The sequence below is a fragment of the Prosthecodimorpha staleyi genome, from assembly GCF_018729455.1.
Classification (GTDB): Bacteria; Pseudomonadota; Alphaproteobacteria; order Rhizobiales; family Ancalomicrobiaceae; genus Prosthecodimorpha; species Prosthecodimorpha staleyi.
Genome location: NZ_JAHHZF010000003.1, coordinates 482,210 through 506,626 on the forward strand (window position 1 = coordinate 482,210; position 24,417 = coordinate 506,626).

Sequence of the window (24,417 nt, forward strand, 5' to 3'; positions counted from 1 at the left end):
GCCTGATGATCGGAGCCAAGCCGAAACCGAATCAGCATCCGGCGCCGGTTCGCTCGTCGATGAGACGTGGTGCAGAGTTACCGGCTCCGCGCATCGACCACAAGCGGCCCGGTCGGACGCCGCCGCCTCGGATCCGGTCCGGACGGAGATATTCAGCGCCGCGTCTGGTACCAGTCCTCGTCGACCATCGCGAAGAGCAGGTGGTCCTGCCAGTAGCCGTTGATGCACAGATAACGGCGGGCGTATCCCTCGCGGGTGAATCCGACCTTTTCGAGGAGCGCGATCGAGGCCGCGTTGGAGGGCAGGCAGGCCGCCTCGATCCGATGCAGCCGCAGCGTCTGGAAGCCGTAGGGCAGCACAGCCCGCACGGCCGCGGTCATCAGGCCGCGGCCGGCATGGGGCTGCCCCATCCAGTAGCCGAGCGAGCAGGACTGGGTCACGCCGCGCCGGATATAGGCGAGCGTCAGACCGCCGAGCAGGGCGTGGTCATGGGCGCGGAACAGGAAGAACGGATAGCCGTGGTCCGCGCGGATCTCCTGCTGGTAGCGCTTGATGCGGCGCCGGAAGGCGGCCTTGTCCAGATCGTCGACCGGCCAGGTCGGTTCCCAAGGCGACAAAAAGCTGCGGCTCTGCTCGCGCAAGGACGCCCAGGCGGCATGATCACCGAGCGCGGGACTGCGCAGATAGAAGCCGTCCCCCCGGATGATGGGGACCGGTTCGAAGGCGGACGCCCGCAGGAAGGCCATGCCGCCGCCTCACGCGGCCTTGCGCGACGAACCCATCCGGCGTGCGACCAGATCGGGATCGACGGACACGTCGGGCGGCCCGATCACGGCGACGGTCGGCGGAGACCCGGCGAAGATGCCCTCGGCAAGCTGCCGGACCTGCTCGACGCCGACCTCGTCGATCCGCGCGATGATCTCGCGCGCGGTCAGCGGGCGGCCGTGGATCAGCATCTGGCGCGACAGGGAACTGGCGCGCGAGGTCGGACTTTCCAGGCTCATGAGCAGGCCGGCGCGCATCTGCGCCTTGGCGCGGGCGACCTCGTCGGCGGCCAGATCGCCCGAAATGCGCTCGATCTCGCCGAGCATCAGCGGCACCAGTTCGTCGACATCGCCCTCGCCGGTCGCGGCGTGGACGCCGAACAGGCCGGTATCGGCATAGCCCCAGTGGAAGGCCGAGATCGAATAGCAGAGGCCGCGCTTCTCGCGCACCTCCTGGAACAGGCGCGAAGACATGCCGCCGCCGAGCGTGGCGGCGAGCACCTGGGCGGCGTAGTGGTCGGGCGAGGTATAGTGGCGGCCCTCGAAGCCGAGCGTGATCTGCACCTCGTGCAGGTCGCGTTCCTCACGCCAGCTGCCGCCGTGATAGGTCGCGGTCTCGACCGGCGGGGCTCCGCCATTGCCGAGCCCGCCGAAGCGCTCCTCGGCGAGCCGCAGCACATCCGCATGCTCGATCCCGCCGGCCGCGGCGAGCACCATGACCGGCCCCCGATAGTGGCCGCCGAGATAGCCGGCGAGCGCCTCCGGGGTGAAGCCCTTGACGGTCTCCGGCGTGCCGAGGATCGGCCGCCCGATCGGCTGGCCCGGAAAGGCCGACTGCTGCAGCTGGTCGAAGACGTGGTCCTCGGGCATGTCGTAGGCGGCGCCGATCTCCTGCAGGATGACGTGCTGCTCGCGCTCCAGCTCGCCGGGATCGAACACCGATTCGGTCAGGATGTCGGACAGGATGTCGACGGCAAGCGGCAGGTCGCCCTTGAGGATGCGCGCATAGTAGGCGGTCGTCTCGACCGAGGTGGCGGCGTTGATCTCGCCGCCGACCGCCTCGATCTCCTCGGCGATCTGGCGCGCATTGCGCCGGCGCGTGCCCTTGAAGGCCATGTGCTCGAGCAGATGCGAGATGCCGTGCTCCTCGGGACGCTCGGACCGCGCGCCGGCGCCGACCCAGACGCCGACGGTCGCCGATTCCAGATGCGGCATGGTCTCCGTGACCACGGCCAGACCGTTCGGGAGCCTCGAGACCTCAACCGCCATATCGTCTCCGTTTCCTCCGCCGGGTCTTCGCGCCCGTCAGTACCCGACCTTGATGGCCCGGGTCTTCGATTCGATGACCTTCTCGATCGTGACCAGTTCGGCCGGCACATGCACCATGTTCTCCTCGCGGCGCATGATGTGGGCGAGCCAATTGGGCAGATGCGGCATGATACCCGAAGCCTGCTGAACCGCCTCCGGGAATTTAGCCGGATGCGCCGTCGCCAGCGTGATCATCGGCACGCCGCGCTCCAGATGCTCGTTCGCAACCGCCAGGCCGACCGCGGTGTGCGGGTCGGCCAGATAGCCGAGCCGGCTGTAGGTCTCCGCGATGGTGCGCGCCGTGACGGCGCCGTCGGCGCGGCCGGAGGCGAACACGGTACGCATGTGCTCCATGGCCGGACCCGGGATCGAGAAGGTCCGCGCCTGCGCCATCTCGTGCATCATGCGGCGCACCTGCCCGGCATCGCGGCCGGTCGCCTCGAACAGGAGCCGCTCGAAATTCGACGAGATCTGGATGTCCATCGACGGCGAGGTCGACGGGATCACCTCGCGCAGCTCGTAGGCGCCGGTCTTCAGGGTCCGGTCCAGGATGTCGTTGACATTGGTGGCAATGACCAGCTTGCGGATCGGCAGGCCCATGCGCATCGCCACATAGGCGGCGAAGATGTCGCCGAAATTGCCGGTCGGCACGGTGAACGAGACCGGCCGGTAGGGCGCGCCGAGCGTGGCGCCGGCGACGAAATAATAGACCACCTGCGCGACGATGCGCGCCCAGTTGATCGAGTTGATGCCCGAGAGCGAGACCCGGTCGCGGAAGGAGAAGTGGTTGAACATCCCCTTCACGATCGCCTGCGCGTCGTCGAAGGTGCCCTCGACCGCGAGCGCATGCACGTTCGGGTCGTCGACCGTGGTCATCTGGCGCTGCTGCACCGGCGAGACGCGGCCCTTCGGGAACAGGATGAAGATGTCGGTCCGCTCGCGGCCGCGGAAGGCCTCGATCGCCGCGCCGCCGGTATCGCCCGAGGTCGCGCCGACGATGGTCGCCCGTTCGCCGCGCCGCTCGAGGACATAGTCCATCACCCGTGACAGGAACTGCATGGCGACGTCCTTGAAGGCCAGCGTCGGCCCGTGGAACAGCTCCATGATGAAATGATTGGGGGCGATCTGGATCAGCGGCGTCACGGCCGGATGCCGGAACACCGAATAGGCCTCGTCGATGATCCGGCGAAGGTCGACCTGGCTGATCTCCGGGTCGATGAAGGGATGCATCACCCGGAAAGCGACTTCCGAGTAGGGCTGCCCGGCAAAGCCGGCAATAGTCGCCGGCGTCAGGGTCGGCCAGGTCTCCGGGACATAGAGACCGCCGTCGCGGGCGAGGCCGGCGAGCAGGACTTCCGAAAAGCCGAGAATGGGCGCGTCGCCGCGCGTCGAGACGTAGCGCAAGATCAGGTCCCCGATGAGATGCCGCACCGCCGGTCCGGCCGGACCGTCCGAAGCCGTCGCATCGGAGCGGCACCGTAGAATCGCGACGACGCCCCGGCAAGGGCGAACACGATCCCGGCGTCGAGCCGCGGGCCGCCTGGAGACGCCGGCAGAGTCGGACCCGACGACGACAACTGACACGGAAAGGTTGTGTCGCCGACACCGGACTCTGTAGAATCCGGAATGCGCATGGCGCCGGCGAAGGGCCGCGAGGACCGACGCATTCAGGACATCAAGGTGCGACTGCATGCCGAGATACGAGAGGATCGATACGTCCGGTTTGGCACCCTTCTTTGCCGATGAAGTCTTCCTCGAAATCGGCGATGACTGGTGGGAGTTGCGGCGTGCCGAGCGGTTTCGAGACGGGACCTGGGCTTTCGCCGACCGCGAGATCTGGTCCGGATGCATGCCGGCGGAAGGACCCATTCAACGTTCGGCCGAGATGGATCCCCGATGGCATCTGTCGACCGTAGAAGAGTTCGAGGCGGCCTGGACCAAGGCTCGGCGCTCGGAACCGCCACGCCTTTCGAGGTACTACGGCATCACAAGAGCCGGCACAGCGGAAGAGGTCTTCTGCCCGGATTGGCAGCCTGCCGACGCGATCTGGCCGATGGCCCGCGTGGGGGCCTGGGTTCTTGCGACACCCGCCGGGCGCGTCGAGATCGAGCAGACCGAGTGGCCGCCGCCCGTAGCCGACCCCGCCGCGCAGACAGACTGATCGCGCCCCCGCCCCCACCCGGCGCGGGGCTGCCCTGACGGGAAAATCCTTGAGCCGGGGCCGTCCGGCGCGGTAGGTCGCAGGACTTGCGCCATTCCGGTGCGCAATCCCGAGGATCTTCCCGTGTCCGACATGACGATGATCGCGATCATTGCGATCGGGGCGGCGCTCGCCGGCTTCGTGCAGGGGCTGTCGGGCTTCGCCTTCGCGCTGGTCGCGGCGGCGGTCTGGGCCTGGGCGGTGCCGCCGCAACTGGTGGCGCCGATGCTGGTCTTCGGCGCCCTGCTCGGCCAGTTGCTGGCCGCGCCGAGCATGCTCAAGGGCTTCAGCCTGAAGGCGACGGCGCCCTTCGTCATCGGCGGCTGGATCGGCGTGCCGCTCGGGGTGGCGATCCTGCCGCATGTCGATCCGGTCTGGTTCAAGGCCGGCGTCGGCGGCTTCCTGGTCACCTATTGCCCGGTCATGCTGATCGCCGCCGGCCTGCCGCGCTTGCGGCTGCGCGCCGTCGCGGCGGATGGCGTGGCCGGCTTCTCCGGCGGCGTACTCGGCGGCATCGCCGGCATGGCAGGCTCGATGCCGACGCTGTGGTGCGTGATCACCGGGCGCGAGCGGCACGAAAGCCGCTCGATCCTGCAGGTCTTCAACATCGCCATGCATTCGGCGACGCTGACCGGCTACTTCCTGACCGGCACGCTGAAGGCCGAATCCGCCAAATGGTTCCTGGTCGTCGCCCCGGCCATGCTGGTGCCGACCTTCCTGGGCGCCAAGCTCTATCACACGATCAGCGACACCGCCTTCCGCCGCGTGGTCCTGGTCCTGCTGACGCTGTCCGGCGCCATGCTGCTGGCCGGCTCGGTGCCGGCCCTCCTGGCGCGGTAACGCTGCCGCCGCCGGTCGGGTGCAATTCGCCGCGCGAAGACCTATCTTGGCTCGACCTGCCTCCCGCCACGGACCGACCATGACCCTTCACGCCGTCGATCTCTTCGCCGCCACCGGCCTCGATCTGGAAACCGCCCGCCGCCTGACGGCTGAGGCGACCGAGGGGGCAGACGACGGGGAACTGTTTCTCGAATACCGGCAGTCGGAATCGCTGGTCTTCGACAATGGCCGGCTGAAATCGGCCAATTTCGACACCACCCAGGGCTTCGGCCTGCGCTCGGTGGTCGGCGAGGCGGCCGGCTTCGCCCATTCGGGCGAGGTCTCGGAGGCCGCGCTGCGGCGCGCCGCCGACGCCGTCAAGGCGGTGCGCGGCGGCTATTCGGGCAGCTACGCGGCCGCCCCGCAGCGGACTAATGTCCGGCTCTACGGCGAGGAGAACCCGCTCGTCGCGCCCACCTTCGAGGAGAAGGCGAAGCTCCTCGCCGAGATCGACGCCTTCGCGCGGGCCCGCGACCCGCGCGTGCGGCAGGTGACGGTGTCGCTCGGCGGCTCCTGGCAGGTGGTCGAGATCCTGCGCGCCGACGGGCACCGGGTGCGCGACGTGCGCCCGCTGGTGCGCTTCAACGTCAACATCGTCGTCGGCGAGGGCGACCGGCAGGAATCCGGCGGCCACGGCATGGGCGGCCGAGAGGGCTTCGGCCAGTTCGTCGCCTCCGGCTCCTGGCACGAGGCGGTCGAGAAGGCGCTCGCCGAGGCGCTGACCAATCTCGACGCCGTCCCGGCGCCGGCTGGCACCTTCGACGTCGTGCTCGGGCCGGGCTGGCCGGGCGTGATGCTGCATGAGGCCGTCGGCCACGGCCTGGAGGGCGACTTCAACCGCAAGAAGACCTCGGCCTTCGCCGGCCTGCTCGGCCAGCGGGTCGCCGCGCCCGGCGTCACCGTGGTCGACGACGGCACGCTCGCGGCCCGGCGCGGCTCGCTCTCGGTCGACGACGAGGGCACGCCGACCAACTGCACCACCCTGATCGAGGACGGCATCCTGGTCGGCTATATGCAGGACCGGCAGAATGCGCGGCTGATGGGCATGAAGCCGACCGGCAACGGCCGGCGCGAATCCTTCGCCCATATCCCGATGCCGCGCATGACCAACACCTACATGCTGGCCGGCACCCATGCGCCGGAGGAGATCATCGGCTCGGTCAAGAACGGCATCTACGCGGTCTCCTTCGGCGGCGGTCAGGTCGACATCACCTCCGGCAAGTTCGTGTTCGGCTGCACCGAGGCCTACATGATCGAGAACGGCAAGGTCGGCCGCCCGATCAAGGGCGCCATGCTGATCGGCAACGGCCCGGACGCCATGACCCGGGTCCGGATGGTCGGCAACGACCTCGCCCTCGACCGCGGCATCGGCACCTGCGGCAAGGCCGGCCAGGGCGTCCCCGTCGGCGTCGGCCAGCCGACCCTGAGGATGGACGCGATCACGGTCGGCGGCACACAGGCCTGAAGGGCCGGCGGCAGGCCACCCGAGGCGACCGGCGGCCCCGCGGCGGCCTGCACGTCTGGCGGGCGTCGGCTTTCAAAGCGTTTGGACCGCCTTGGCGAGGTGGTTCGATGTCCCTCAGACTCCGCGTGGTTTCAGCCTCTGCGGAGTCCTTTCCATGCTTAGACGTTTCATCGCTTTCATGGCCGTCTGGCTTGTTGCACAGCTCGACAGCCCCGCTCTTGCGGCCGGCCGGGTCGCACTCCTGATCGGCAACGGAGCCTATCAGCAAGGCGCGCTTACCAATCCGACGCGCGACGTGGCGGCCTTGAAGGCGGCGTTCGACAAGGCCGGCTTCGATGTGGTCGAGGCCCGCGTCGACCTGGACCGCAAGGGCATGCTGCAGGCCCTCGACGCGTTCGAAGCCCGCGCGCGCAATGCCGACGTGGCGCTCGTCTACTATTCCGGTCATGGCATCGAGATCGGCGGCACCAACTATCTCGTCCCGGTGGATGCGCAGCTCCAGTCGGACCGCGACGTGAAGTACGAGGCCCTCGCGCTCGACGACATCCTGACGGCGACGGAGGGCGCGACCAAACTGAAGCTCATCATTCTGGATGCCTGTCGGGACAATCCCTTTGCGGGCGCCATGCGCCGGATCCAGACGCGCAGCACGGTCGCGCGCGGCCTGGCCCGCACCGAGGCGGCGACCCCGAACACCATCATTGCCTATGCGACCGCTCCGGGTCGCGTCGCCCTGGACGGAACCGGCAGCAACAGCCCCTTTGCCACCGCCCTGGTCCGGCATCTGCTGACGCCCGGCCTCGACGTGCGCCTGGCCCTGGGTCTCGTCAGGGACGACGTCATCGAGGCAACACGAACCTCGCCAGAGCCCCAGACACCCTATGTATCGGGAACGGTGGGCGGCGCGGCGGTGTCCGTCGCCCCCGCGGCGGGGGAGACCGCCAAACCGGACGCCGAGGTAACGGGCAATCGGCCGAAACCCGACCCCGAACGCATGGCCCGGGAGGATTTCGACCGGGCCCGCTCGATCAAGAGTCTGCCGGCCTGGGACGCCTTCCTTCGTCACTATCCGACGGGACTTCTGGCCGACCTGGCCCGTGCGGAGCGGGAGAAGCTCGCCGCGGTCGACCGGGCTCCCAAGCCGGTGCGCCCGGCCGCCGCCCCGAAGCCGTCCGCGCCGGCCCGCGTGGTTGCATTGCGCGAGCCGCGGACCGTGACGCGATCCGTCGAGGCGACGAGCCGTTCGGATCGGCCGGACCCGACGATGTACTCCCGTTCCGTGTGGGGCAAACACACGCTTCAAGGCCAACCGGCGACGACCAAGACAGCTCATGGCACGCTCTATTGCCTGCCTGGTCGCGGCCAGGGTCGGCAATGCCGCTGGCTCGACTGACGCTGTGGCCCGACTGACGATGTGGCCCGCCCACCGCGCAGACATGCCGGTGCGCCAATCCACCCGCAGGCCCTTGTCGTTGGCCGCCGGCACCGCGACAATCCTGACTTGCCGCAATCGCTCGGGAGAGCCGCGATGTCCCGCCGCCTGACAGCCATCGCCGCCCTGTTGTTCTGCCTGTCGTCGGGCTTGGCGGAAGCAGCCGGCAGGGTCGCGCTCCTGATCGGCAATGGCGCCTATCCGGTCGGCGCTCTCGCCAATACCGGCCGCGATGTCGCCGCCATGCGGGCAGCTTTCGAGAAGGCCGGCTTCGACAGCGTCCAGGTCGAGACCGACCTCGACCGGCACGGCCTGCTGCGCGCCCTGGATGCGTTCGAGGCCCGCGCCCGGGGCGCCGAGATCGCGGTCGTGTTCTATTCGGGCCATGGCGTCGAACTCGGCGGGTCCAACTATCTGGTGCCGACCGACGCGCGGCTGGCGACCGACCGCGACGTGAAATACGAAGCCGTCGCGCTCGACGACGTGCTCGCCGCCACCGAGGGAGCCTCGCGCCTGAAACTGGTCATCCTGGACGCCTGCCGGGACAATCCCTTCGTCGCCACCATGCAGCGCGCCGGCACGCGCGGCCGGCTCGGCCGGGGGCTCGCCCGCGCCGAGGCGCCGCTCTCCAACATGCTGATCGCCTACGCGACCGCGCCCGGCCAGGTCGCCGCAGATGGAACCGGCGCCAACAGCCCGTTCACCGAAGCGCTCGTCCGGCACATCGTCACCCCCGGGCTGGACGTGCGGATCGCGCTCGGCCTCGTTCGCGACGACGTGGTCGCCGCGACCCGGCAGACCGGAGAGCCGCAGATCCCCTACCAGACCGGGTCGGTCGGCGGCGCCCTCGTCGCGCTCGCCCCCGCCACCGAGACGGCGCCGCCGCCGACGACGGCAGACCGCCCGCCGGTCACCGAAGATCGCCCGCCGGTGACCGACCCCGAATCGGCCATGCGCGCCGATTTCGACCGGACCCGCGCGGTCGGCACCGCCGCCGCCTGGGATATCTTTCTAAAACGCCATCCGTCCGGCTTCTACGCCGATCTCGCCCGCGCCGAGCGGGCCAAGCTCGCCAGGCCCGACGCGGCCGGGTCGCCGAAGCCCCAGACCGCGAACGACCGCCCCAAACCGGCGGCAAAGCCGGTCGCCGCAACGCGGCCGGCCGCACCGAAGACGTCGACCAGGGGGACCGGCAGCCCCGAGGCCGGCAGCCGGCCCGATCCGCTCAGCTATTCGAAAGTGCTCTGGCCGCCCTTCAGCCAGGTGCCGGGTCAGACGCTTTCGGCCCAGACCCGCTACGGCCGGCTGACCTGCATTCCCAACCCCGGCGGCATGGGCCCGCGCCGCCACTGCCGCTGGTTCGACTGAGGCCAAGGGCCGCGTAGGCGGGCCGCGACCGCGGATCGGCGTTTCGCAAGCGGGGCCGGCGCCCTATAGTCCGGGTTTCCCCTGAGACCGGAGACCGCATGGCCGCCGAAGCCTCCGCAACTGCCCTCGTCACATCGCCGCTCGTCCTGCTCGCCGCCGCCGTGGTGGCGGTGCCCATCTTCAAGCGCCTCGGCCTCGGCTCGGTGGTCGGCTATCTGGCCGCCGGCGTCGCGATCGGGCCGCAGGTGCTGGCCCTGTTCGGCGATCCGGGCGCGATCCTGCATGTCGCCGAACTCGGCGTGGTGATGTTCCTGTTCCTGATCGGGCTGGAACTGGAGCCGCAACGATTGTGGTCCATGCGGCGCAACATCTTCGGGCTCGGCAGCGTGCAGATTCTCGCCGCCGGCCTCGGCGTCGGAGCGGCGCTCTATTACGGGCTCGGCACGCCCTGGCGGGAGGCGGTGGTGGTCGGTGCGGGCCTCGCCCTGTCGTCGACCGCCATCGTCATGCAGATGCTGGAGGAACGCGGCGAGACGCGCACGCCGGCCGGCGAGAAGGCCTTCGCGATCCTCCTGATGCAGGATCTGGCCATCGTACCGCTGCTCGCCCTCGTCACGCTGGTCGCGCCGCAGACCGGTGCCACCGGCGACGGCTTCCTGCTGGCCACCGGCAAGATGGTCGGGGCGGTCGTCGTCGTCGTGGTCGCCGGGCGCTATCTGCTCAATCCGATGTTCCGCTTCCTGGCGGCGGCCGAGGCGCGCGAGATCATGACCGCCGCGGCGCTGATGATCGTGCTCGGCGCCGCCGCCGCGATGGCGCTCGCCGGCCTGTCCATGGCGATGGGCGCCTTCCTGGCCGGGGTGATGCTGGCCGAATCGAATTTCCGCCACCAGCTCGCTGCCGATGTCGAACCGTTCCGCGGCATCCTGATGGGGCTCTTCTTCCTCTCGGTCGGCATGACGGTCGACCTCTCGGTGATCACCGCCGACTGGCGGCTGGTCCTGGGCGGCCTGATCGCGCTCTTGATGGCCAAGTTCGTCACCGTGCATCTGGCCGTGCGGCTGTTCGGCGGCAGCCGCGGCGAGGCGATGCAAGTCTCCGCGCTCCTGATCCAGGGCGGCGAGTTCGGCTTCGTGCTCTACCAGAGCGCCGCGGTCTCCGGCGCCATCGCCGAGCGCTCGGCCTCGATCGCGGTCGCCGTGACCACGCTTTCCATGGCGCTGACGCCGCTGGTCGTCGCGGCCATCGACCGGCTCAGGCCGAAGCCCGGCGAGGACAGCATCGAGGAGGACTTCACGGACGTGAAAGGCTCAGTGCTGCTGGTCGGCTTCGGCCGGTTCGGGCAGATCGTCTCGCAACTGCTGCTCGCCAACGGCACCGAAGTCACCATCATCGACAACGACACCGACATGATCCGGTCGGCCGCCCGATTCGGCTTCCGGATCTACTACGGCGACGGCACGCGGCTCGACGTGCTGCGCGCCGCCGGTGCCGAGCGGGCGGAACTGATCGTGGTGGCGACCGACGGGCGCGAGACGACCGACCGCGTCGTCGACCTGATCCAGGCGGAATTCCCGAATGCCAGGCTCTTCGTGCGCTCCTTCGACCGCGGCCATACCCTGTCGCTCAAGGCCCGCAACGTCGAATTCGAGATCCGCGAGACCTACGAATCAGCGCTCGCCTTCGGCCGCGCCACCCTGATCGGGCTCGGCCTCGACCCGGACGCGGCCTCCGATCTGGCCGAGCAGGTCCGCCAGCGCGACCGGACCCGCCTCGCCCTCCAGGAGGCCGGCGGAATCATGGCCGGCCGCGGCGCCATGCTGACCGAACCGTCGAAACCGGCCGAACCCGAGCCGGAACCGCTGATCGAGCCGAAGCGGCCGTCCCGGGCGCTCAACCGCGAGACCGAGAGCGTCGCCCGCACCGAGAAGGCCGCAAGCGGCAGCCGGTGACCGGCACAGGTGTGTCATACATGCAACTTGCCCTACCGAAGAGGGAGCCGAGGGGCGAAAGCGGTGCGGGCGATGCTGCCGGATTGTTTTCAGCGCCGTTCGACATGCTAGTCTCCGAGTCGTCCAGCTTTTTGGGGGAAATCACCATGAAGATCGTTCGTATCGCTCTCGTCGCTCTCGTCGCCGCCGCCGGCCTCTCGGTCGCTGGCTGCGCCAAGGCTCCGGCCCCGGCTCCGGCGGTCGTGAAGGGCTGATTTCGGCGGGGCGCGCGCGAAAGCGGCCCCCACCGCATTCAACTCGGAATTCGGAATCGCTTCCCGACGGCACCGGTGACTGACCCACCGGTGCCGTTCGGTTTTTCAGGCCTGCCGCCGCGGGCTGCCGGAGATGCGTTGGAGCCAGGGTACCCATGAGCGAGCCGCGCGAGGATCTGGTCGCGGAGGCGCAGAAGCCGGGCCGCCCGAAAGCGGTTTTCACCACGGGATCGACGCTACGCCACGTTGTGGTCATGACCACGACCGGCTCGATCGGCCTGATCGCGGTCTTCGTCGTCGATTTCCTCAATCTCTTCTATATCGCCCAGTTGGGCCGCGAGGATCTGACCGCCGCGATCGGCTATGCCGGCGCGCTCTTGTTCTTCATGATCTCCATCAATGTCGGCGTGATGATCGCCGCCACGGCGCTCTGCGCCCGCGCGATCGGCGCCGGCCGCCCCGAGGAGGCGCGGCGAATCACCACCTCGAGCCTGACGCTGTCGGCGCTGGTGCTGGTCATCCTGTCCGCCGCGATCATGCCGCTGCTCGGTCCGCTCTGCGGCCTGATGGGCGCGACCGGCGCGACGCGCGACATTGCGGTCGACTTCCTGATCATCGTCACGCCGTCGACGCCGATCATGGGGCTCGGCATGGTCGCCTCGGGACTGCTCAGGGCGCGCGGCGACGCCCGGCGCGCCATGTATGTGACGCTCGCCGGCGCGGTCGCCTCCGCGGTGCTCGACCCGATTCTGATCTTCGGCCTCGGCCTCGGCGTCACCGGCGCCGCGATTGCGACCGTCGCCGCGCGATTCGCCATGGTGACGGTCGGCCTCTACGGCATCGTCATCGTGCACGACATGGCCGAGCGACCGAATCTCGACGGCATCCGCAGCGACTGGCGCCCGCTGTCGGCGATCGCCGTGCCGGCGATCCTGACCAATGTGGCGACACCGGCCGCCAATGCCTGGGTGACGGCGGAAATCGCCCCGTTCGGCGATTCGGCGCTGGCCGCCTGGGCGGTGCTCGGCCGAATCATCCCGCTCGCCTATGGCGGACTGTTCGCGCTGGCCGGGGCGGTCGGCCCGATCGTGGCGCAGAACTACGGCGCGGGCCTGTTCCCGCGCATGCGGCGGACGTTGACCGACTGCCATCTGTTCACGCTGGTCTATTGCCTCGTCGTCTGGCTGGCGCTGTTCGTCGGCGCCGAACCGGTCATTCGGGCCTTCGCGCTGACCGGCGAGGGCGCCGTCCAGGTCCGCGCCTTCGCGACCTGGATCGCCCCGTCCTATCTGTTCCTCGGGGCTCTGTTCGTCGCCAACGCGGCCTTCAACAATCTCGGCTTCGCCACCCTGTCGACCGCCTTCAACTGGGGGCGCGCCACGCTCGGCACCGTCCCGTTCACGGCGGCCGGCGCATGGCTGGCCGGCTCGGTCGGCGTGATCGCCGGGCAGGCGCTCGGCACCGTCCTGTTCGGCATCGCAGCGGCCGTGGTCGCCTACCGGGTCGTCGACCGGCTCGAGGCGACCGCCTGGAAACCGGAGCGTGAGGGCACCGGCACGGCCTGAGCCCGGGCTCCGCGATGGTCGGCCCCGCCGCAGCCGGCAGAGCGGGGGTTTAAAATGCTGCGATCTGCAGTGCCGAGGCCTGCAATGCCGCAGTGGCGCAAACGGCTGCGGCCCGCTATCGTAACGGTCTTGTCGACTTCGGACGCCCCATGAACCGCATCGAACTGCCCCGCGCCTTCGGCGAAGCGCGCATCCAATACCTCGACGGAGACTACAAGGTCCTGTCCCAGGGTTCCTACGTGCGCTGCGCGGTGACGGGGCTGCAAATCCCCATCGACGAGCTCAAATACTGGAATGTCGAATTCCAGGAGGCCTATATCGACGCGGCCGCCTCGCTCGAACGCCACCGCCAGCGTCAGCGCTGAACGGGACCGAGCAGCCGATCCAAGGCCAGGACGAGGGCGGCAGGATCGTCGATCGCCAGATCGACCGTCAGCACGGCCGTCCGCGCCGCCAGTTCGGCCCGGGCGCCCGACCGAAACCCGGCGAGGCGAACGATATCCTTTTCGGTCGTGACCAGTTCGGCACCGAGCGCGGCCGCCTCCACAAGAAGCCGGCGCGCCTCGCCCTCCGAATAGGCGTGATGATCCGGGAAGGGGCGCAGGCCGGCGACATCCGCGCCGAGGGCCGCCAGCGTATCGCCGAACTTTTCCGGCCGTCCGATGCCCGCGAAGGCCAGAACCCGGCGGCCGCGCCAGCCTGCGGGGTCGCGGGCCACCAAACGGCCCTGCATGGTCGCCCCGGCGAAGCCCGGCAGCGCCGGCACGCCGGCGCCCTGCCCGATCCGCAGCACGAGATCGGCCATGCCGGCCTGAACGGCGATCGGCGCGCGCAACGGCCCGGCCGGGAAGACGCGCCCGTTGCCGAGCCCGTAGCCGCCATCGACGACCACCAGGGCGAGATCGCGGCCGATCGTGCCGTTCTGAAAGCCGTCGTCGAGGATGACCAGATCGGCGCCCTCCGCCGCCGCCAGCCGGATGCCAGCCCGGCGATCGCGCGCCACATAGGCCGGCACGCCGCGCGCGGCGATCATGGCCGCCTCGTCGCCGACCTGCGTGGCATCGTGGCGGTCGGGATCGACCCGCACGGGGCCGCGCGCCGTGCCGCCATAGCCGCGCAGCACGATCGCCGGATGCGCGCCGCGGCCGGCGGCGAGACCGGCCAGCGCCAGCGCGGTCGGCGTCTTGCCGGCACCGCCCATGACGAAGTTGCCGACCGCGACCACCGGCACGGACGACCGTGCCTCGGGCCGGCGGCGCATACGGCGGGCCGCAAGCGCGCCGTAAAGTGCGGCGACCGGGGCGAGCAGGCGGGCCGCCAGCCCGTTCTGCATCCAGAAATCGGGGGCCCGGGGCGGCATCAATCCGGCTCGCGCGCCCTGCCCTCGGCCGCGCGGGCGGCCAATGGCGCCAGAAAGGGCTCGATCGCCGCGAAAGCCCGGTCGAGCGATCCGCGATTCTGATCGAGAATCCGTGCACCGGCCACGGCCATCGCGGCCGCCGCAGTCGGATCGGCCATGAGCGCACCGACCGCCTCGACCAGATGCGCTCCGTCCGACACCAGGGTCGACGCGCCGATCCGGTCGAAGGCGCGGTAGAAGTCCTCCTGATTGTCCACATGCGGTCCATGCAGGACCGCCGTGTTCAGGGCCGCGGCTTCGATCGGACTGTGTCCGCCGCGGGCGGCCAGCGATCCTCCCAGGAAGGCGATCGGGCTCAACCGATAGAAGAGGCCCATTTCGCCGAGCGTATCGGCCAGCAGGACCGCGGTCGCGGACCCGACGGCCTCGCCGAGCGAACGCTGCGCCACCGTCAAGCCCCGCTCGGCGAGCGCGGCCCGGATTGCGCCGCCGCGTTCGGGATGGCGCGGCACCAGGATGGTCAGCAGGCCGGGGAACCGAGGGGCCAGCGCGGCATGGGCATCGGCGACGAGTTCCTCCTCGCCCGGATGGGTGTTGGCGGCGAGCCAGACCGGCCGGTCGCCGATCGTGTCCTTCAGGTCGGCGACCGCCTGCGCCTCGGCCCGCGGCGCCATGGCGTCGTATTTCAGGTTGCCGGTCACGACGACGGGGTCGGCGCCGAGCGTGCGCAGGCGCTCGGCATCGGCCTGGGATTGCGCCAGCACCAGCGCAAACCGGCCGAACAGGTCCCCGGCGACGCCCGCGAGATGCGACCAGCGCTGCGCCGAGCGGACCGACAGGCGGGCGTTGACGACGATGTGCGGAATGGCGCGCCGGGCGATCTCGCCGATCGTCACGGGCCAGACTTCCGATTCGACGAAGATCGCCAGATCCGGCCGCCAGTGGTCGAGAAAGCGGGTGATGGCCGGGGCCACATCGAGCGGGGCGAACTGATGCAGGGTGCCGGCCGGCGCGTGCGCGGCGGCGATGCGCGCCGATGTGACGGTACCGGTGGTCAGCAGCACGCGCGGCCCGGCGGCGCCGATCCGCTCGATCAGCGCCATGACCGACAGCGCCTCGCCGACGCTCGCCGCATGGACCCAGACCAGCGGCCCGGCCGGCCGAGCGAGGCCGGCCCGCCCGAAGCGCTCGCCGAGACGGTTGCGATCCTCCTTGCCGGCCAGCAGGCGGCCGCGCATCAGAAACGGCAGGGTCGGCGCCGCGAGGCAGCCGAGACCGCGATAGAAGGCCAGCGCGCTCCGCGCGACCGCATCAGCCACGGCCGGCCTCCCCGGATGTCTCCGCCGCCGGCATCCCCCAGTCGGGGCGGGCCAGCGGCCCCCACTCGCTGCGCGGTGCGGGTTCGGCGAGGCCCTTGACCAACAGGTCGGCGCGGGCATGGACGCGATCCAGACCCTCTTCGATCCGGCGTTGCGCCGCCGCGACATCCTCGTCGCGACCGATCACGATCGGCTCGCCGGTCACGAAGGCGAAGCGGCCGAACGGCAGGTTGATGGCCGCGCGATCCCAATTGTCGAGGTGGAAGCGGTGCGTGGTGGCGACCGCGAAGGGTACGACCGGGCGTCCGGAATGACGCGCCATGGCGACGATGCCCTCTCCGGCGCGCCGCCGCGGTCCCTTCGGCACGTCGGCGGTCAGCGCCACGATCGCGCCCTGCTCGAGTTCGCGCAGGGCCGCGATCAGCCCCATCACGCCGCCACGCCGCCGGATCTGCTCGGGCGTCACGCCGGCCGAGGCCCGGATCGCGCCGATGCCGAAGCGTTCGCAGACCGTGGCGATGATCTCGCCATCGCCGGAGCGCGAGATGATGGCCTTGACCTGCCAATGGTCCGGCCGGGCGACCGGCAGCATGAAATGCTCGCCGTGCCACATGGCCAGGATGAAGGGGCCGAGCCGGTCGGCCTCGGCGATCGCGTCGGGCGGATCGATCACCGCTGTCTGGGTGGCGCGCAGCAGCCGCAGCCAGCCGGCGACCAGGCGCCCGATGGTGCGCTGTCCGGCCGGAGAGCGGGCGAGCGCCTTGATCATGTCAGGCCTGCGCCGCCCGGGTCCGGTCGGCGGCGCTCTCGATCGCCGCGCGCGCGACCGCCGCATCGTCGACCAGCATGACGGCGGCGCCTTGGGCCGAATGGCCCTGGCCGGCCATCATGCGCGCATAGAGGCCCCCGCTGGCGACGAGTTCGTCATGGCTGCCCAGTTCGGCGATCACGCCGCCATCCATCACGCAAATCAGGTCGGCCTTGCGGATGGTCGACAGACGGTGGGCGATGACGATGACGGTGCGATCCTCCAGGAGCGTTTCGAGCGCCTCCTGGATGCGCGCCTCCGCCTCGCCGTCGAGCGCGCTGGTCGGTTCGTCGAGCAGGAGGATCGGCGCCGACCGCAGCATGGCGCGCGCGAAGGCGATGCGCTGCTTCTGCCCGCCGGACAGCAGTTGGCCGGCCTCGCCGACCCGGCTTTCGTAGCCGTTCGGCAGGCCCATGATGAAATCATGGGCGGCGGCAGCCTGGGCGGCGGCGATCACCGCCTCGTCGGAGGCGTCCTCCGAGCCGTAGCGGATATTGGCCTTGATAGTGTCGTCGAACAGCACCGGCTCCTGGGTCAGGAGCGCGGAGGCGAGGCGGACCGAGGCGATCGTCGCGGTGCGCACGTCCTGGCCGTCGATCAGCACGCGGCCCTGCTGCGGATCGAAGAAGCGCAGGATCAGGTTGATCACGGTCGACTTGCCGGCCCCCGAGGCGCCGATCAGCGCGACGCGCGTCCCGGCCGGGATGTCGAGGTCGAAATTCTTCAGGACCGGCTGGTCGGGCTCATAGCCGAAGGTCACGCCCTCGAAGCGCAGCGCGCCGCCGGCGAGCACCAGCGGCCGAGCGTCCGGAACCTCGGTCACGCGCTGGTCCTGGTCGAGGATGGCGAAGACCCGTGCGGCTGCGACAGTCCCCTCGATCAGCTGGTTGTGCAGCGAGGCGAGCGCCTTGACCGGCTGATAGACGAGCAGCGCGGCGGTCATGAAGCCCATAAAATGACCGAGCGTCACATTGCCGCTGATGCCTTGCCAGCCGCCGTAGAAGATCGCCGCCGCGATGCCGACGCCGCCGAGCGCCTCGGTGATCGGTCCGGAGGCGGCCCGCGTGCGCACGGTCTCCATCATGTGGCGCAGGGTGCGCTCGATGATGTGCCGGGCGCGATTGGTCTCATGGCTCTCGCGATGATAGGCCTTGACCACGCGGATCGACTTCAGCGTCTCCGACACGATCGTGCCGAGGGCACCGACCTCCTGCAGGGCGGAGGAGACCGACTGGCGCGCCCGCGTCTTCTGCCGGCGCACAAACCAGCCGCCGAGCGGCAGCGCCGCCAGCGTGATCAGGGCCAGCCGCCAGTCCATCCAGATCATCGCGCCGCACAGGAACACGACCTGCATGAAATTCTGCACCACCGCCGTGATGGTCTGCGAGGCGGCGGTGTTGATGGTCGTCACGTCGTTCATGAAGACCGACACGAAGCGGCCGGAATGGGTCGACTGCAACCAGCCGACATCCGCGAAAGCCAGCTTCTCGAAGAGCTGGCTGCGCAGATCCGCGACGATCCGGTTGGACAGATAGCCCTGCGAGACGCGGGCGAAATATTCCGCCCAGGAGCGTGCCACCATGACCACGATGATCACCGGCGGCAGGCCGAGCAGGAAGGTCTCGTTCTTGGCGATGAAGATCTCGTCGGCCGCGAACTGCATCAGGAACGGCAATGCTCCCGTACCGGCCGCCGCGAAGGTCATGGCGAGGACGGTGAGCAGAACCAGCTTGAGCCGGGGCACGACATGGTCGCGCAGAATCCGCCGCATCACCGCGACGGTCGACATGTCCGGCACCGCGAAGCCGCCGTCTGCGTCTTGTTCACGCCGATCGGCCGACCGGTCGTCGAATAAGATGCCAGTCATGGGCGCAGTTTGTCCTCGGCGGTCACGCGAACGGGGAAGAACATGTACCGCCGAACGCCCCCGAGGTCACCATCTCCGGCGGAGACGGTCTCAATCCTTGTCCGGATGGTCGGGGTCGAGCAGGCGGTGCAGGTGAACGACGAAGTAGCGCATATGGGCATTGTCGACCGTCGCCTGCGCCTTGGCCTTCCAGGCGGCATGGGCGGTGGCGTAGTTCGGGAACACGCCGACGATATCGAGATGGGTGAGGTCCTTGAACTCGACCTTGTCGAGATCGGTCAGTTCCCCGCCGAACACGAGATGCAGAAGCTGCTTGTCTTTGGCGGCTTTCGCCATGGCGACGACCCTTCTGGTGGACGATGCGCCCCGGCATGCAAGAGCAGTGCCGAGGCGAACCCACGAACCTTTCGGCTTGCGCCCGACGGCCGGCGCCGTCAGGCCTTGGCCAGCGCCGCCAGCAGGGTCCGGGTCGCGGCGATCAGGCCCGGCGCCGCCGCGAACAGCGGCGGATGGCGCGGAACCCGTTCGTTGTAGCGGACCGGATGCCCGCGGTCGGTCGACAGCCGGCCGCCGGCTTCCTGCACCAAAAGATCCGCCGCCGCAAGGTCCCAATCGTGGGCACGCCCGCTGGCCAGTGCCAGATCGAGCCGGGCGTCGGCGACCTGGGCGATGCGCAGCGCGAGCGAGGGGATCGAAGGGCGGACGTCCATCCGCTCGCGCTGGAACAGGCTGCGGTCCAGATAGCCGTGCGGCCCGGAGACGCGGGCGCCGGCCAGCGTCCCCTCGCGCCGGCTGGCGCCGAGCCGGTGCCGGCCGCGCCAGGCGCCGCGGCCGGCGGTGGCCAGCATCAGGTCGTCGGTCGCCGGCTGGTAGAGCGCGGCCGCGATCGGCCGGCCGGCTTCGACCACCGCCGCCGAGACGGTCCAGAGCGGATTGCCGGCGATGAAGGCGCGGGTGCCGTCGATCGGGTCGATCACGAAGATGCGGTCCCGCTCGAGCCGGTCGTCGCTGTCGGCGGTCTCCTCGGAGAGCCAGCCATAGTCCGGCCGGGCGCCGAGCAGGCGGCCGCGCAACAGCCGGTCGGCCTCGATGTCGGCCTCGGACACGGGCGAGTCGCCGGCCTTCATCCAGACGCGCGGCTCCTTGCCGAAATAGCCGAGCGCCAGCTGGCCGGCCTCGCGCACCGCGGCGGCCAGCAATTCCGTGTCGGCCCCGAGGTCGGGACCGAGGTCGCCCCCCTGGCCCCGGTCAGCGTCCGGCAATCGTCAAACCCTCGATCCGCACGGTCGGCGCGTTGATGCCGAACCGGTATTCCAGGTCGTCGGCCGGCGTCAGGCGCCGGTACATGTCCCTGAGGTTGCCGGCGACGGTGATCTCGGCGACCGGATAGGTCAGTTCGCCCTGCTCGATCCAGAAGCCGGAGGCGCCGCGGCTGTAGTCGCCGGTGACGCCGTTGACCCCCGAACCGATCATGTCGGTGATGTAGAGCCCGCTCTCGACGGAGCCGATCATGTCGGCGCGACTGACCGAACCCGGCTCCAGCGTCAGATTGGTCGAACTCGGCGAGGGCAGCCCCGTGCCGCGCGCGGCACGCCCGTTCGTGACCAAGCCGAGCTCGCGCGCCGAGGCGCTGTCGAGCAGCCAGTGGCGCAGGATGCCGTCCTCGATCACGGCAAGGCGCTGCCCGGAGACGCCCTCCCCGTCGAAGGGCCGCGAGCCGAGGCCGCGCCGGCGGTGCGGATCGTCCGAGATGGTGATGCCCTCGGCGAACAACCGCTCGCCCATCCGATCCTTCAGGAACGAGGTCTTGCGCGCCACCGCCGCCCCGTTGATGGCGCCAGAGAGGTGGCCGACGAGGCTCGTCGCCGCGCGCGGATCGTAGATCACGACCGCGTGGCCGGTCGCCGCCTGGCGCGGCTTCAGCCGGCGCACCGCGCGCTCGCCGGCCTTGCGGCCGATCGCTTCCGGATCTTCGAGCTCGGCGCGATGGATCTTGCTGGACGCCTCCCAGTCGCGCTCCATGCCGGTGCCCTCGCCGGCGATCGCCGTCATGGCGATCGAGTGCGACGAGCGCAGCCAGGTACCGACGAAGCCGTGCGAGGTGACCAGCACCATGCCGCCGAGCCCCCAGGAGGCCGAGGCGCCGCCGGAATTGGTCACGCCCGCGACCGCGCGGCCGGCCTCCTCCGCCGCCAGCGCGGCGAAGCGCAACTGGTCGGCATCCGGCACGGCGGCATCGACCAGGTCGAGCGCGGGAAATTCGCGCGCCAACAGATGCTCCTCCGCAAGGCCCGCGAAAGGATCTTCCGGGGCGGCGCGCGCCATCGCGACGGCGCGCATGGCGAGCTGGTCGGCATCGCCGACCGTATTGGCCGACACGATCGCGCTGCGCCGGCCGACGAAGACGCGCAGGCCGAAATCGTCGCCCTCCGAGCGCTCGCTCTGCTCGACGGCACCGAGCCGGACCTGGACGCCGAGCGCGATGCCGCGCACCGCGACCGCATCGGCCGCGTCCGCCCCGGCGCGCCGGGCGGCTTCGACCAGGCGGTGGGCCTGATCGAGAAGGGCGGACTGGTCGAGCAGATCGGTCATCGGGATCTCGCGGCAGGCGGGAGGGCCTCCCCGATTTATGCGGTGCGCCCCTCCGGCACAAGGTCGCTGCGAACCAGCCCGGCCGAAGGACCGCCGCGACGACGGCCTCGTGGTCCCAAAGTGAGTGGTTCGGAGTCACGAGACGGAGGGGGCCATCCGTCTCGATCGAACCACCAGCGCCCGCACCACGATGGGGAAACGTTGACGTTTCATCAGTGCCTCGGAGAGGTTTCGGTAACCGTGACCGCTGGCACAAAAGATTAACCAGCTTTCTTAAGCGCACGCCGACCGGCACTGAGTATCGTCCTCCCAACAAAGACACGAGTGCTTTGGCTCTTGTGGAGGGTGACGTGTTGGGACGTAACGGAAATAAGCTTTCGACGAACTTGGAGCCGAACGAACAGACGTTCGACAAGGCGATACGCTTGGACCCGCAAGCTCTCCCGCATCGCTACAAGTATCGCACCGGTCTCGAAGGCGACGCCGCGGAGGCCGCCGTGCTACTCGACCGCACCATGGCGACGGTGTGCCGCCGCCTGCCGTCCGGCATCCCGATGGCGATGCGCATGACCATGCATGCCTTCGAGGGCGTTGCGGTGCGCTTCGCACCCGGCGACGACGGCGACACCATGAAGGTGGTGCTCGAACTGCTGCACCGCGACCCGAACCTGTCGCTACCGCTGGCGGTGGTCGACGACATGGACGATGTCGTCGCCGACTGGCGCAACTGGGGGCGGGCCCTGTCGCTGCCGCTGCTGGTGGTCGAGGCCGACGGCTCCTACCGGCCGGTCGAGGCGCGGCTCGGCGCGATCGACATCCGCCCGACGCGTCCGCGCCGCCGCCGTTCGATCCTGGCCCAGCGCCGTCCGCGCTTCCTGGTCCGCCGGCGCGTGCCGGTCATCCCGGAGGTGCCGACCTTCGTCGTCGGCCGCGAGATCACCGCCTGGGAGTGAGGCTCACAGGCGCCCGAGCGCCGCATCGGCGACGAGGCCGAGGAAGAACAGCCAGCCGGCATCGCGGTTGGCGCGGAACAGCCTGAGGCAGAGATCGGGGTCGTCGATATCGATCCGCACGACCTGCCAGGCGAGATGGGCGGCGAACAGGGCAAGGCCCAGATAGGCCGCCGTGCCGGCGCCTGCGAGACGGCAGGCCAGGCCGAGCGCCAGCACCGCCGCCAGGAAGAAGAGGGCGAGCAGCGGCCGGGTCGCGCGCCCGAACAGACGCGCCGTCGAGCGCACGCCCACGATCGCGTCGTCCTCCTTGTCCTGATGCGCATAGATCGTGTCGTAGCCGATCGTCCACAGGATCGCGCCGGCATAGAGCGCGAAGGCGGCGCCGTCGAGCCGGCCGAACACCGCCGCCCAACCCATCAGCGCGCCCCACGAGAAGGCCAGGCCGAGCACGAATTGCGGCCAGTCGGTGATCCGCTTCATGAACGGATAGACCGCCACCACGCCGAGCGAGGCGATGCCGAGCAGGATGGCGAAGAGATTGAACTGGATCAGCACCAGGAAGCCGACCAGGGCCTGGGCGACCATGAACAGCTTGGCCTGCGTCACGCTGACCTGGCCCGACGGGATCGGCCGGGAGCGGGTCCGGGCGACCTTGTCGTCGATATCGCGGTCGACGATGTCGTTATAGGTGCAGCCGGCGCCGCGCATGGCGATCGCCCCGATCATGAACAGCAGGAGATGCCAGGGGTCGGGCCAGCGCGCGCCCGCCGCCCCGGCGGCCAGCGCCGCCGACCACCAGCAGGGCCAGAGCAGCAGCCACCAGCCGATCGGCCGCTCCAACCGCGAAAGCCGCGCATAGGGGCGCAGGCCGGGCGGAATGAACCGGTCGGCCCAATGGCCCCGGACCGCGTCGGCGACGGTCATGTCGGGCGTCGGGGCCGGCGATCCGGACGGGACGGGGGCGGGCGCCCCGGGCGGCGGTGTCGTGATCATGACCATGGTGGTGACGCGGCGGGGGCGCGCGGTCAAGCGCGAAAGGCGGAGCCTATCGCGGCGACGCCCGGTCGACTTGTATAGTATACCCCCCTACCCTATACTGAACGGCATGAGCCACACGATCACCCACAAGCCGAAGCTGCTCGCCCGCGTCCGCCGCATCCGCGGCCAGGTCGAGGCGTTGGAGCGTGCCGTCGAGAGCGAGATCGGCTGCGCGGACGTCCTGCAGCTGGTCGCCTCGGTGCGCGGCGCCGTGAACGGGCTGACCGCCGAACTGATCGAGCACCATCTCACCGAGCATGTGCTCGATGTCGACGATCCCGCCCTGCGCCGGCAGGGCGCCGAGGATCTGGTCGAGGTGGTGCGGACCTATCTGAGGTAGCCCCCCGATGCCCGACATCACCGCCCTGATCCAATCGGGCGCGACCAATCCCTGGTTCTACCTGCCGCTCGCGGTCCTGCTCGGCGCCCTGCATGCGCTCGAACCCGGTCATTCCAAGTCGATGATGGCCGCCTTCATCATCGCGGTGCGCGGCACGCCCCGTCAGGCGATCCTGCTCGGCCTGTCGGCGGCGCTCGGCCATACCATCGTGGTCTGGGCGATCGCACTGGTCGGCCTCTGGCTCGGCGACCGGCTGATCCTCGACAAGGCCGAGCCGTGGCTGCTGATCGTCTCCGGGCTCCTGGTCGCCGTCCTCGCCCTGCGCATCGTCGGCCTGATCGGCACCGAGACGGAAGGCGAGCATGGTCACGGGCACGAAGGCCATAAGCACGACGGGCACGGCCACGAGGGGCATGACCGTTCGGGGCATGGCCACCATCATCACCACGATGGGCATCGGCCGGAGTCCCGTCACGGCCCCGACGATGACCCGCATCACGCCCACGACGACCATCACCCGGCCGCCGATCCCGATGCCGGGCTCGATGCCCACGCGGCGGCCCATGCGCGCGAGATCCGGACGCGCTTCGCCGGCCGTCGCTCGGTCGGTACCGGCGAAATCCTGTGGTTCGGCTTCACCGGCGGCCTGCTGCCCTGCCCGGCCGCGATCGCGGTCCTGCTGATCTGCCTGCAGATGCGCGCCTTCACGCTCGGCATCGGCATGGTGCTCGCCTTCAGCGCCGGGCTGGCGATCACCATGGTGGCGGTCGGCGTGGCCGCCGCCTGGGGCGCCGGCGCCGCCCGGGCGCGCTGGGCCGGGCTGGACCGCTGGGGCGCGCGGCTGCCCTATCTGTCGGCCGGCATCGTGCTCTTGCTCGGCTTTGCGATGGCGGCGCGCGGCGTCTGGATGCTGGCCTGAGGCGCCAGAGCCCGCTTTGCCTTGACCCGCCGGC

Annotated in this window: 22 protein-coding genes; 11 read left to right on the forward strand and 11 right to left on the reverse strand. The window is 70.1% G+C overall.

Annotated features, from left to right (window positions below; all coding sequences use genetic code 11):
• Nucleotides 1–152 precede the first annotated feature (152 nt).
• The 3 genes from KL771_RS08210 to thrC are packed head-to-tail and all read right to left on the reverse strand — an operon-like array spanning nt 153 to nt 3,476.
• Nucleotides 153–746 (reverse strand): GNAT family N-acetyltransferase, encoded by a 594-nt coding sequence (locus KL771_RS08210; protein ID WP_261968053.1) that lies wholly within the window; start codon nt 744–746, stop codon nt 153–155.
• Nucleotides 747–755: 9 nt separating this feature from the next.
• Complete coding sequence (locus tag KL771_RS08215; RefSeq protein WP_261968054.1) at nt 756–2,033, reverse strand: M16 family metallopeptidase; 1,278 nt, start codon at nt 2,031–2,033, stop codon at nt 756–758.
• Between the two features lie 36 nt (nt 2,034–2,069).
• The gene (thrC, locus tag KL771_RS08220) at nt 2,070–3,476 is read right to left on the reverse strand and encodes a threonine synthase (RefSeq protein ID WP_261968096.1); all 1,407 of its coding nucleotides are present in this window, start codon (nt 3,474–3,476) and stop codon (nt 2,070–2,072) included.
• Nucleotides 3,477–3,762: 286 nt separating this feature from the next.
• Between thrC and KL771_RS08225 the strand changes: the two genes are divergently transcribed.
• From KL771_RS08225 to KL771_RS08260, 8 genes are all read left to right on the forward strand, one after another.
• Nucleotides 3,763–4,233 carry a hypothetical protein gene (locus KL771_RS08225; protein WP_261968055.1) on the forward strand — a complete coding sequence of 157 codons (471 nt, stop codon included), beginning with the start codon at nt 3,763–3,765 and terminating at the stop codon, nt 4,231–4,233.
• Nucleotides 4,234–4,365: 132 nt separating this feature from the next.
• Nucleotides 4,366–5,112, forward strand: coding sequence for a sulfite exporter TauE/SafE family protein (locus KL771_RS08230; RefSeq protein ID WP_140942640.1), 747 nt, complete (start codon nt 4,366–4,368; stop codon nt 5,110–5,112).
• Between the two features lie 79 nt (nt 5,113–5,191).
• Complete coding sequence (gene tldD / locus KL771_RS08235; RefSeq protein ID WP_261968056.1) at nt 5,192–6,616, forward strand: metalloprotease TldD; 1,425 nt, start codon at nt 5,192–5,194, stop codon at nt 6,614–6,616.
• A gap of 154 nt (nt 6,617–6,770) precedes the next feature.
• Complete coding sequence (locus KL771_RS08240) at nt 6,771–8,009, forward strand: caspase family protein (protein ID WP_261968057.1); 1,239 nt, start codon at nt 6,771–6,773, stop codon at nt 8,007–8,009.
• Between the two features lie 135 nt (nt 8,010–8,144).
• Nucleotides 8,145–9,416, forward strand: a complete 1,272-nt coding sequence (locus KL771_RS08245; RefSeq protein WP_261968058.1) for a caspase family protein — start codon at nt 8,145–8,147, stop codon at nt 9,414–9,416.
• Nucleotides 9,417–9,514: 98 nt separating this feature from the next.
• Nucleotides 9,515–11,368, forward strand: a complete 1,854-nt coding sequence (locus tag KL771_RS08250) for a monovalent cation:proton antiporter-2 (CPA2) family protein (RefSeq protein WP_261968059.1) — start codon at nt 9,515–9,517, stop codon at nt 11,366–11,368.
• A gap of 409 nt (nt 11,369–11,777) precedes the next feature.
• Nucleotides 11,778–13,187, forward strand: a complete 1,410-nt coding sequence (locus KL771_RS08255) for an MATE family efflux transporter (RefSeq protein WP_261968060.1) — start codon at nt 11,778–11,780, stop codon at nt 13,185–13,187.
• A gap of 149 nt (nt 13,188–13,336) precedes the next feature.
• On the forward strand, nt 13,337–13,552 hold the full coding sequence (locus KL771_RS08260; protein ID WP_261968061.1) for a DUF2093 domain-containing protein: 216 nt from the start codon (nt 13,337–13,339) through the stop codon (nt 13,550–13,552).
• Here the strand turns inward: KL771_RS08260 and lpxK are convergent.
• The 7 genes from lpxK to KL771_RS08295 all read right to left on the reverse strand — a co-directional run bounded on the left by lpxK (nt 13,543) and on the right by KL771_RS08295 (nt 21,133).
• A complete protein-coding gene (lpxK, locus tag KL771_RS08265) occupies nt 13,543–14,547 on the reverse strand; it encodes a tetraacyldisaccharide 4'-kinase (protein WP_261968062.1) in 1,005 nt (334 codons plus the stop codon). The genes KL771_RS08260 and lpxK overlap by 10 nt on opposite strands.
• Nucleotides 14,547–15,866, reverse strand: a complete 1,320-nt coding sequence (locus KL771_RS08270) for a 3-deoxy-D-manno-octulosonic acid transferase (protein ID WP_261968063.1) — start codon at nt 15,864–15,866, stop codon at nt 14,547–14,549. The genes lpxK and KL771_RS08270 overlap by 1 nt, the downstream gene beginning before the upstream one ends.
• Nucleotides 15,859–16,635, reverse strand: coding sequence for a lysophospholipid acyltransferase family protein (locus tag KL771_RS08275; protein ID WP_261968064.1), 777 nt, complete (start codon nt 16,633–16,635; stop codon nt 15,859–15,861). Before KL771_RS08275 ends, KL771_RS08270 begins: the two co-directional genes overlap by 8 nt.
• Nucleotide 16,636: 1 nt before the next feature.
• The gene (locus KL771_RS08280; protein WP_261968065.1) at nt 16,637–18,541 is read right to left on the reverse strand and encodes an ABC transporter ATP-binding protein; all 1,905 of its coding nucleotides are present in this window, start codon (nt 18,539–18,541) and stop codon (nt 16,637–16,639) included.
• 90 nt (nt 18,542–18,631) lie between these two features.
• Nucleotides 18,632–18,877, reverse strand: a complete 246-nt coding sequence (locus KL771_RS08285) for a DUF4170 domain-containing protein (RefSeq protein ID WP_054360403.1) — start codon at nt 18,875–18,877, stop codon at nt 18,632–18,634.
• Nucleotides 18,878–18,975: 98 nt separating this feature from the next.
• Nucleotides 18,976–19,803 (reverse strand): 3'(2'),5'-bisphosphate nucleotidase CysQ, encoded by an 828-nt coding sequence (locus tag KL771_RS08290; RefSeq protein ID WP_261968066.1) that lies wholly within the window; start codon nt 19,801–19,803, stop codon nt 18,976–18,978.
• On the reverse strand, nt 19,790–21,133 hold the full coding sequence (locus KL771_RS08295) for a TldD/PmbA family protein (protein ID WP_261968067.1): 1,344 nt from the start codon (nt 21,131–21,133) through the stop codon (nt 19,790–19,792). Before KL771_RS08295 ends, KL771_RS08290 begins: the two co-directional genes overlap by 14 nt.
• A 425-nt stretch (nt 21,134–21,558) precedes the next feature.
• On the opposite strand from KL771_RS08295, the gene KL771_RS08300 reads away from it, so the two are divergent.
• The gene (locus KL771_RS08300; RefSeq protein WP_261968068.1) at nt 21,559–22,086 is read left to right on the forward strand and encodes a DUF6101 family protein; all 528 of its coding nucleotides are present in this window, start codon (nt 21,559–21,561) and stop codon (nt 22,084–22,086) included.
• Between the two features lie 3 nt (nt 22,087–22,089).
• Here KL771_RS08300 and ubiA read toward each other — a convergent pair whose 3' ends face one another.
• The gene (gene ubiA / locus KL771_RS08305; RefSeq protein ID WP_261968069.1) at nt 22,090–23,010 is read right to left on the reverse strand and encodes a 4-hydroxybenzoate octaprenyltransferase; all 921 of its coding nucleotides are present in this window, start codon (nt 23,008–23,010) and stop codon (nt 22,090–22,092) included.
• Nucleotides 23,011–23,191: 181 nt separating this feature from the next.
• Here ubiA and KL771_RS08310 point away from each other — a divergent pair, with 181 nt between their 5' ends.
• Both KL771_RS08310 and KL771_RS08315 read left to right on the forward strand, forming a co-directional pair.
• Nucleotides 23,192–23,464: a metal/formaldehyde-sensitive transcriptional repressor gene (locus KL771_RS08310; protein WP_261968070.1), complete on the forward strand. Its 273-nt coding sequence runs from the start codon at nt 23,192–23,194 to the stop codon at nt 23,462–23,464.
• A 7-nt stretch (nt 23,465–23,471) separates the two neighbouring features.
• Nucleotides 23,472–24,383, forward strand: coding sequence for a nickel/cobalt efflux transporter (locus KL771_RS08315; RefSeq protein WP_261968071.1), 912 nt, complete (start codon nt 23,472–23,474; stop codon nt 24,381–24,383).
• The last annotated feature ends 34 nt before the right edge of the window (nt 24,384–24,417 follow it).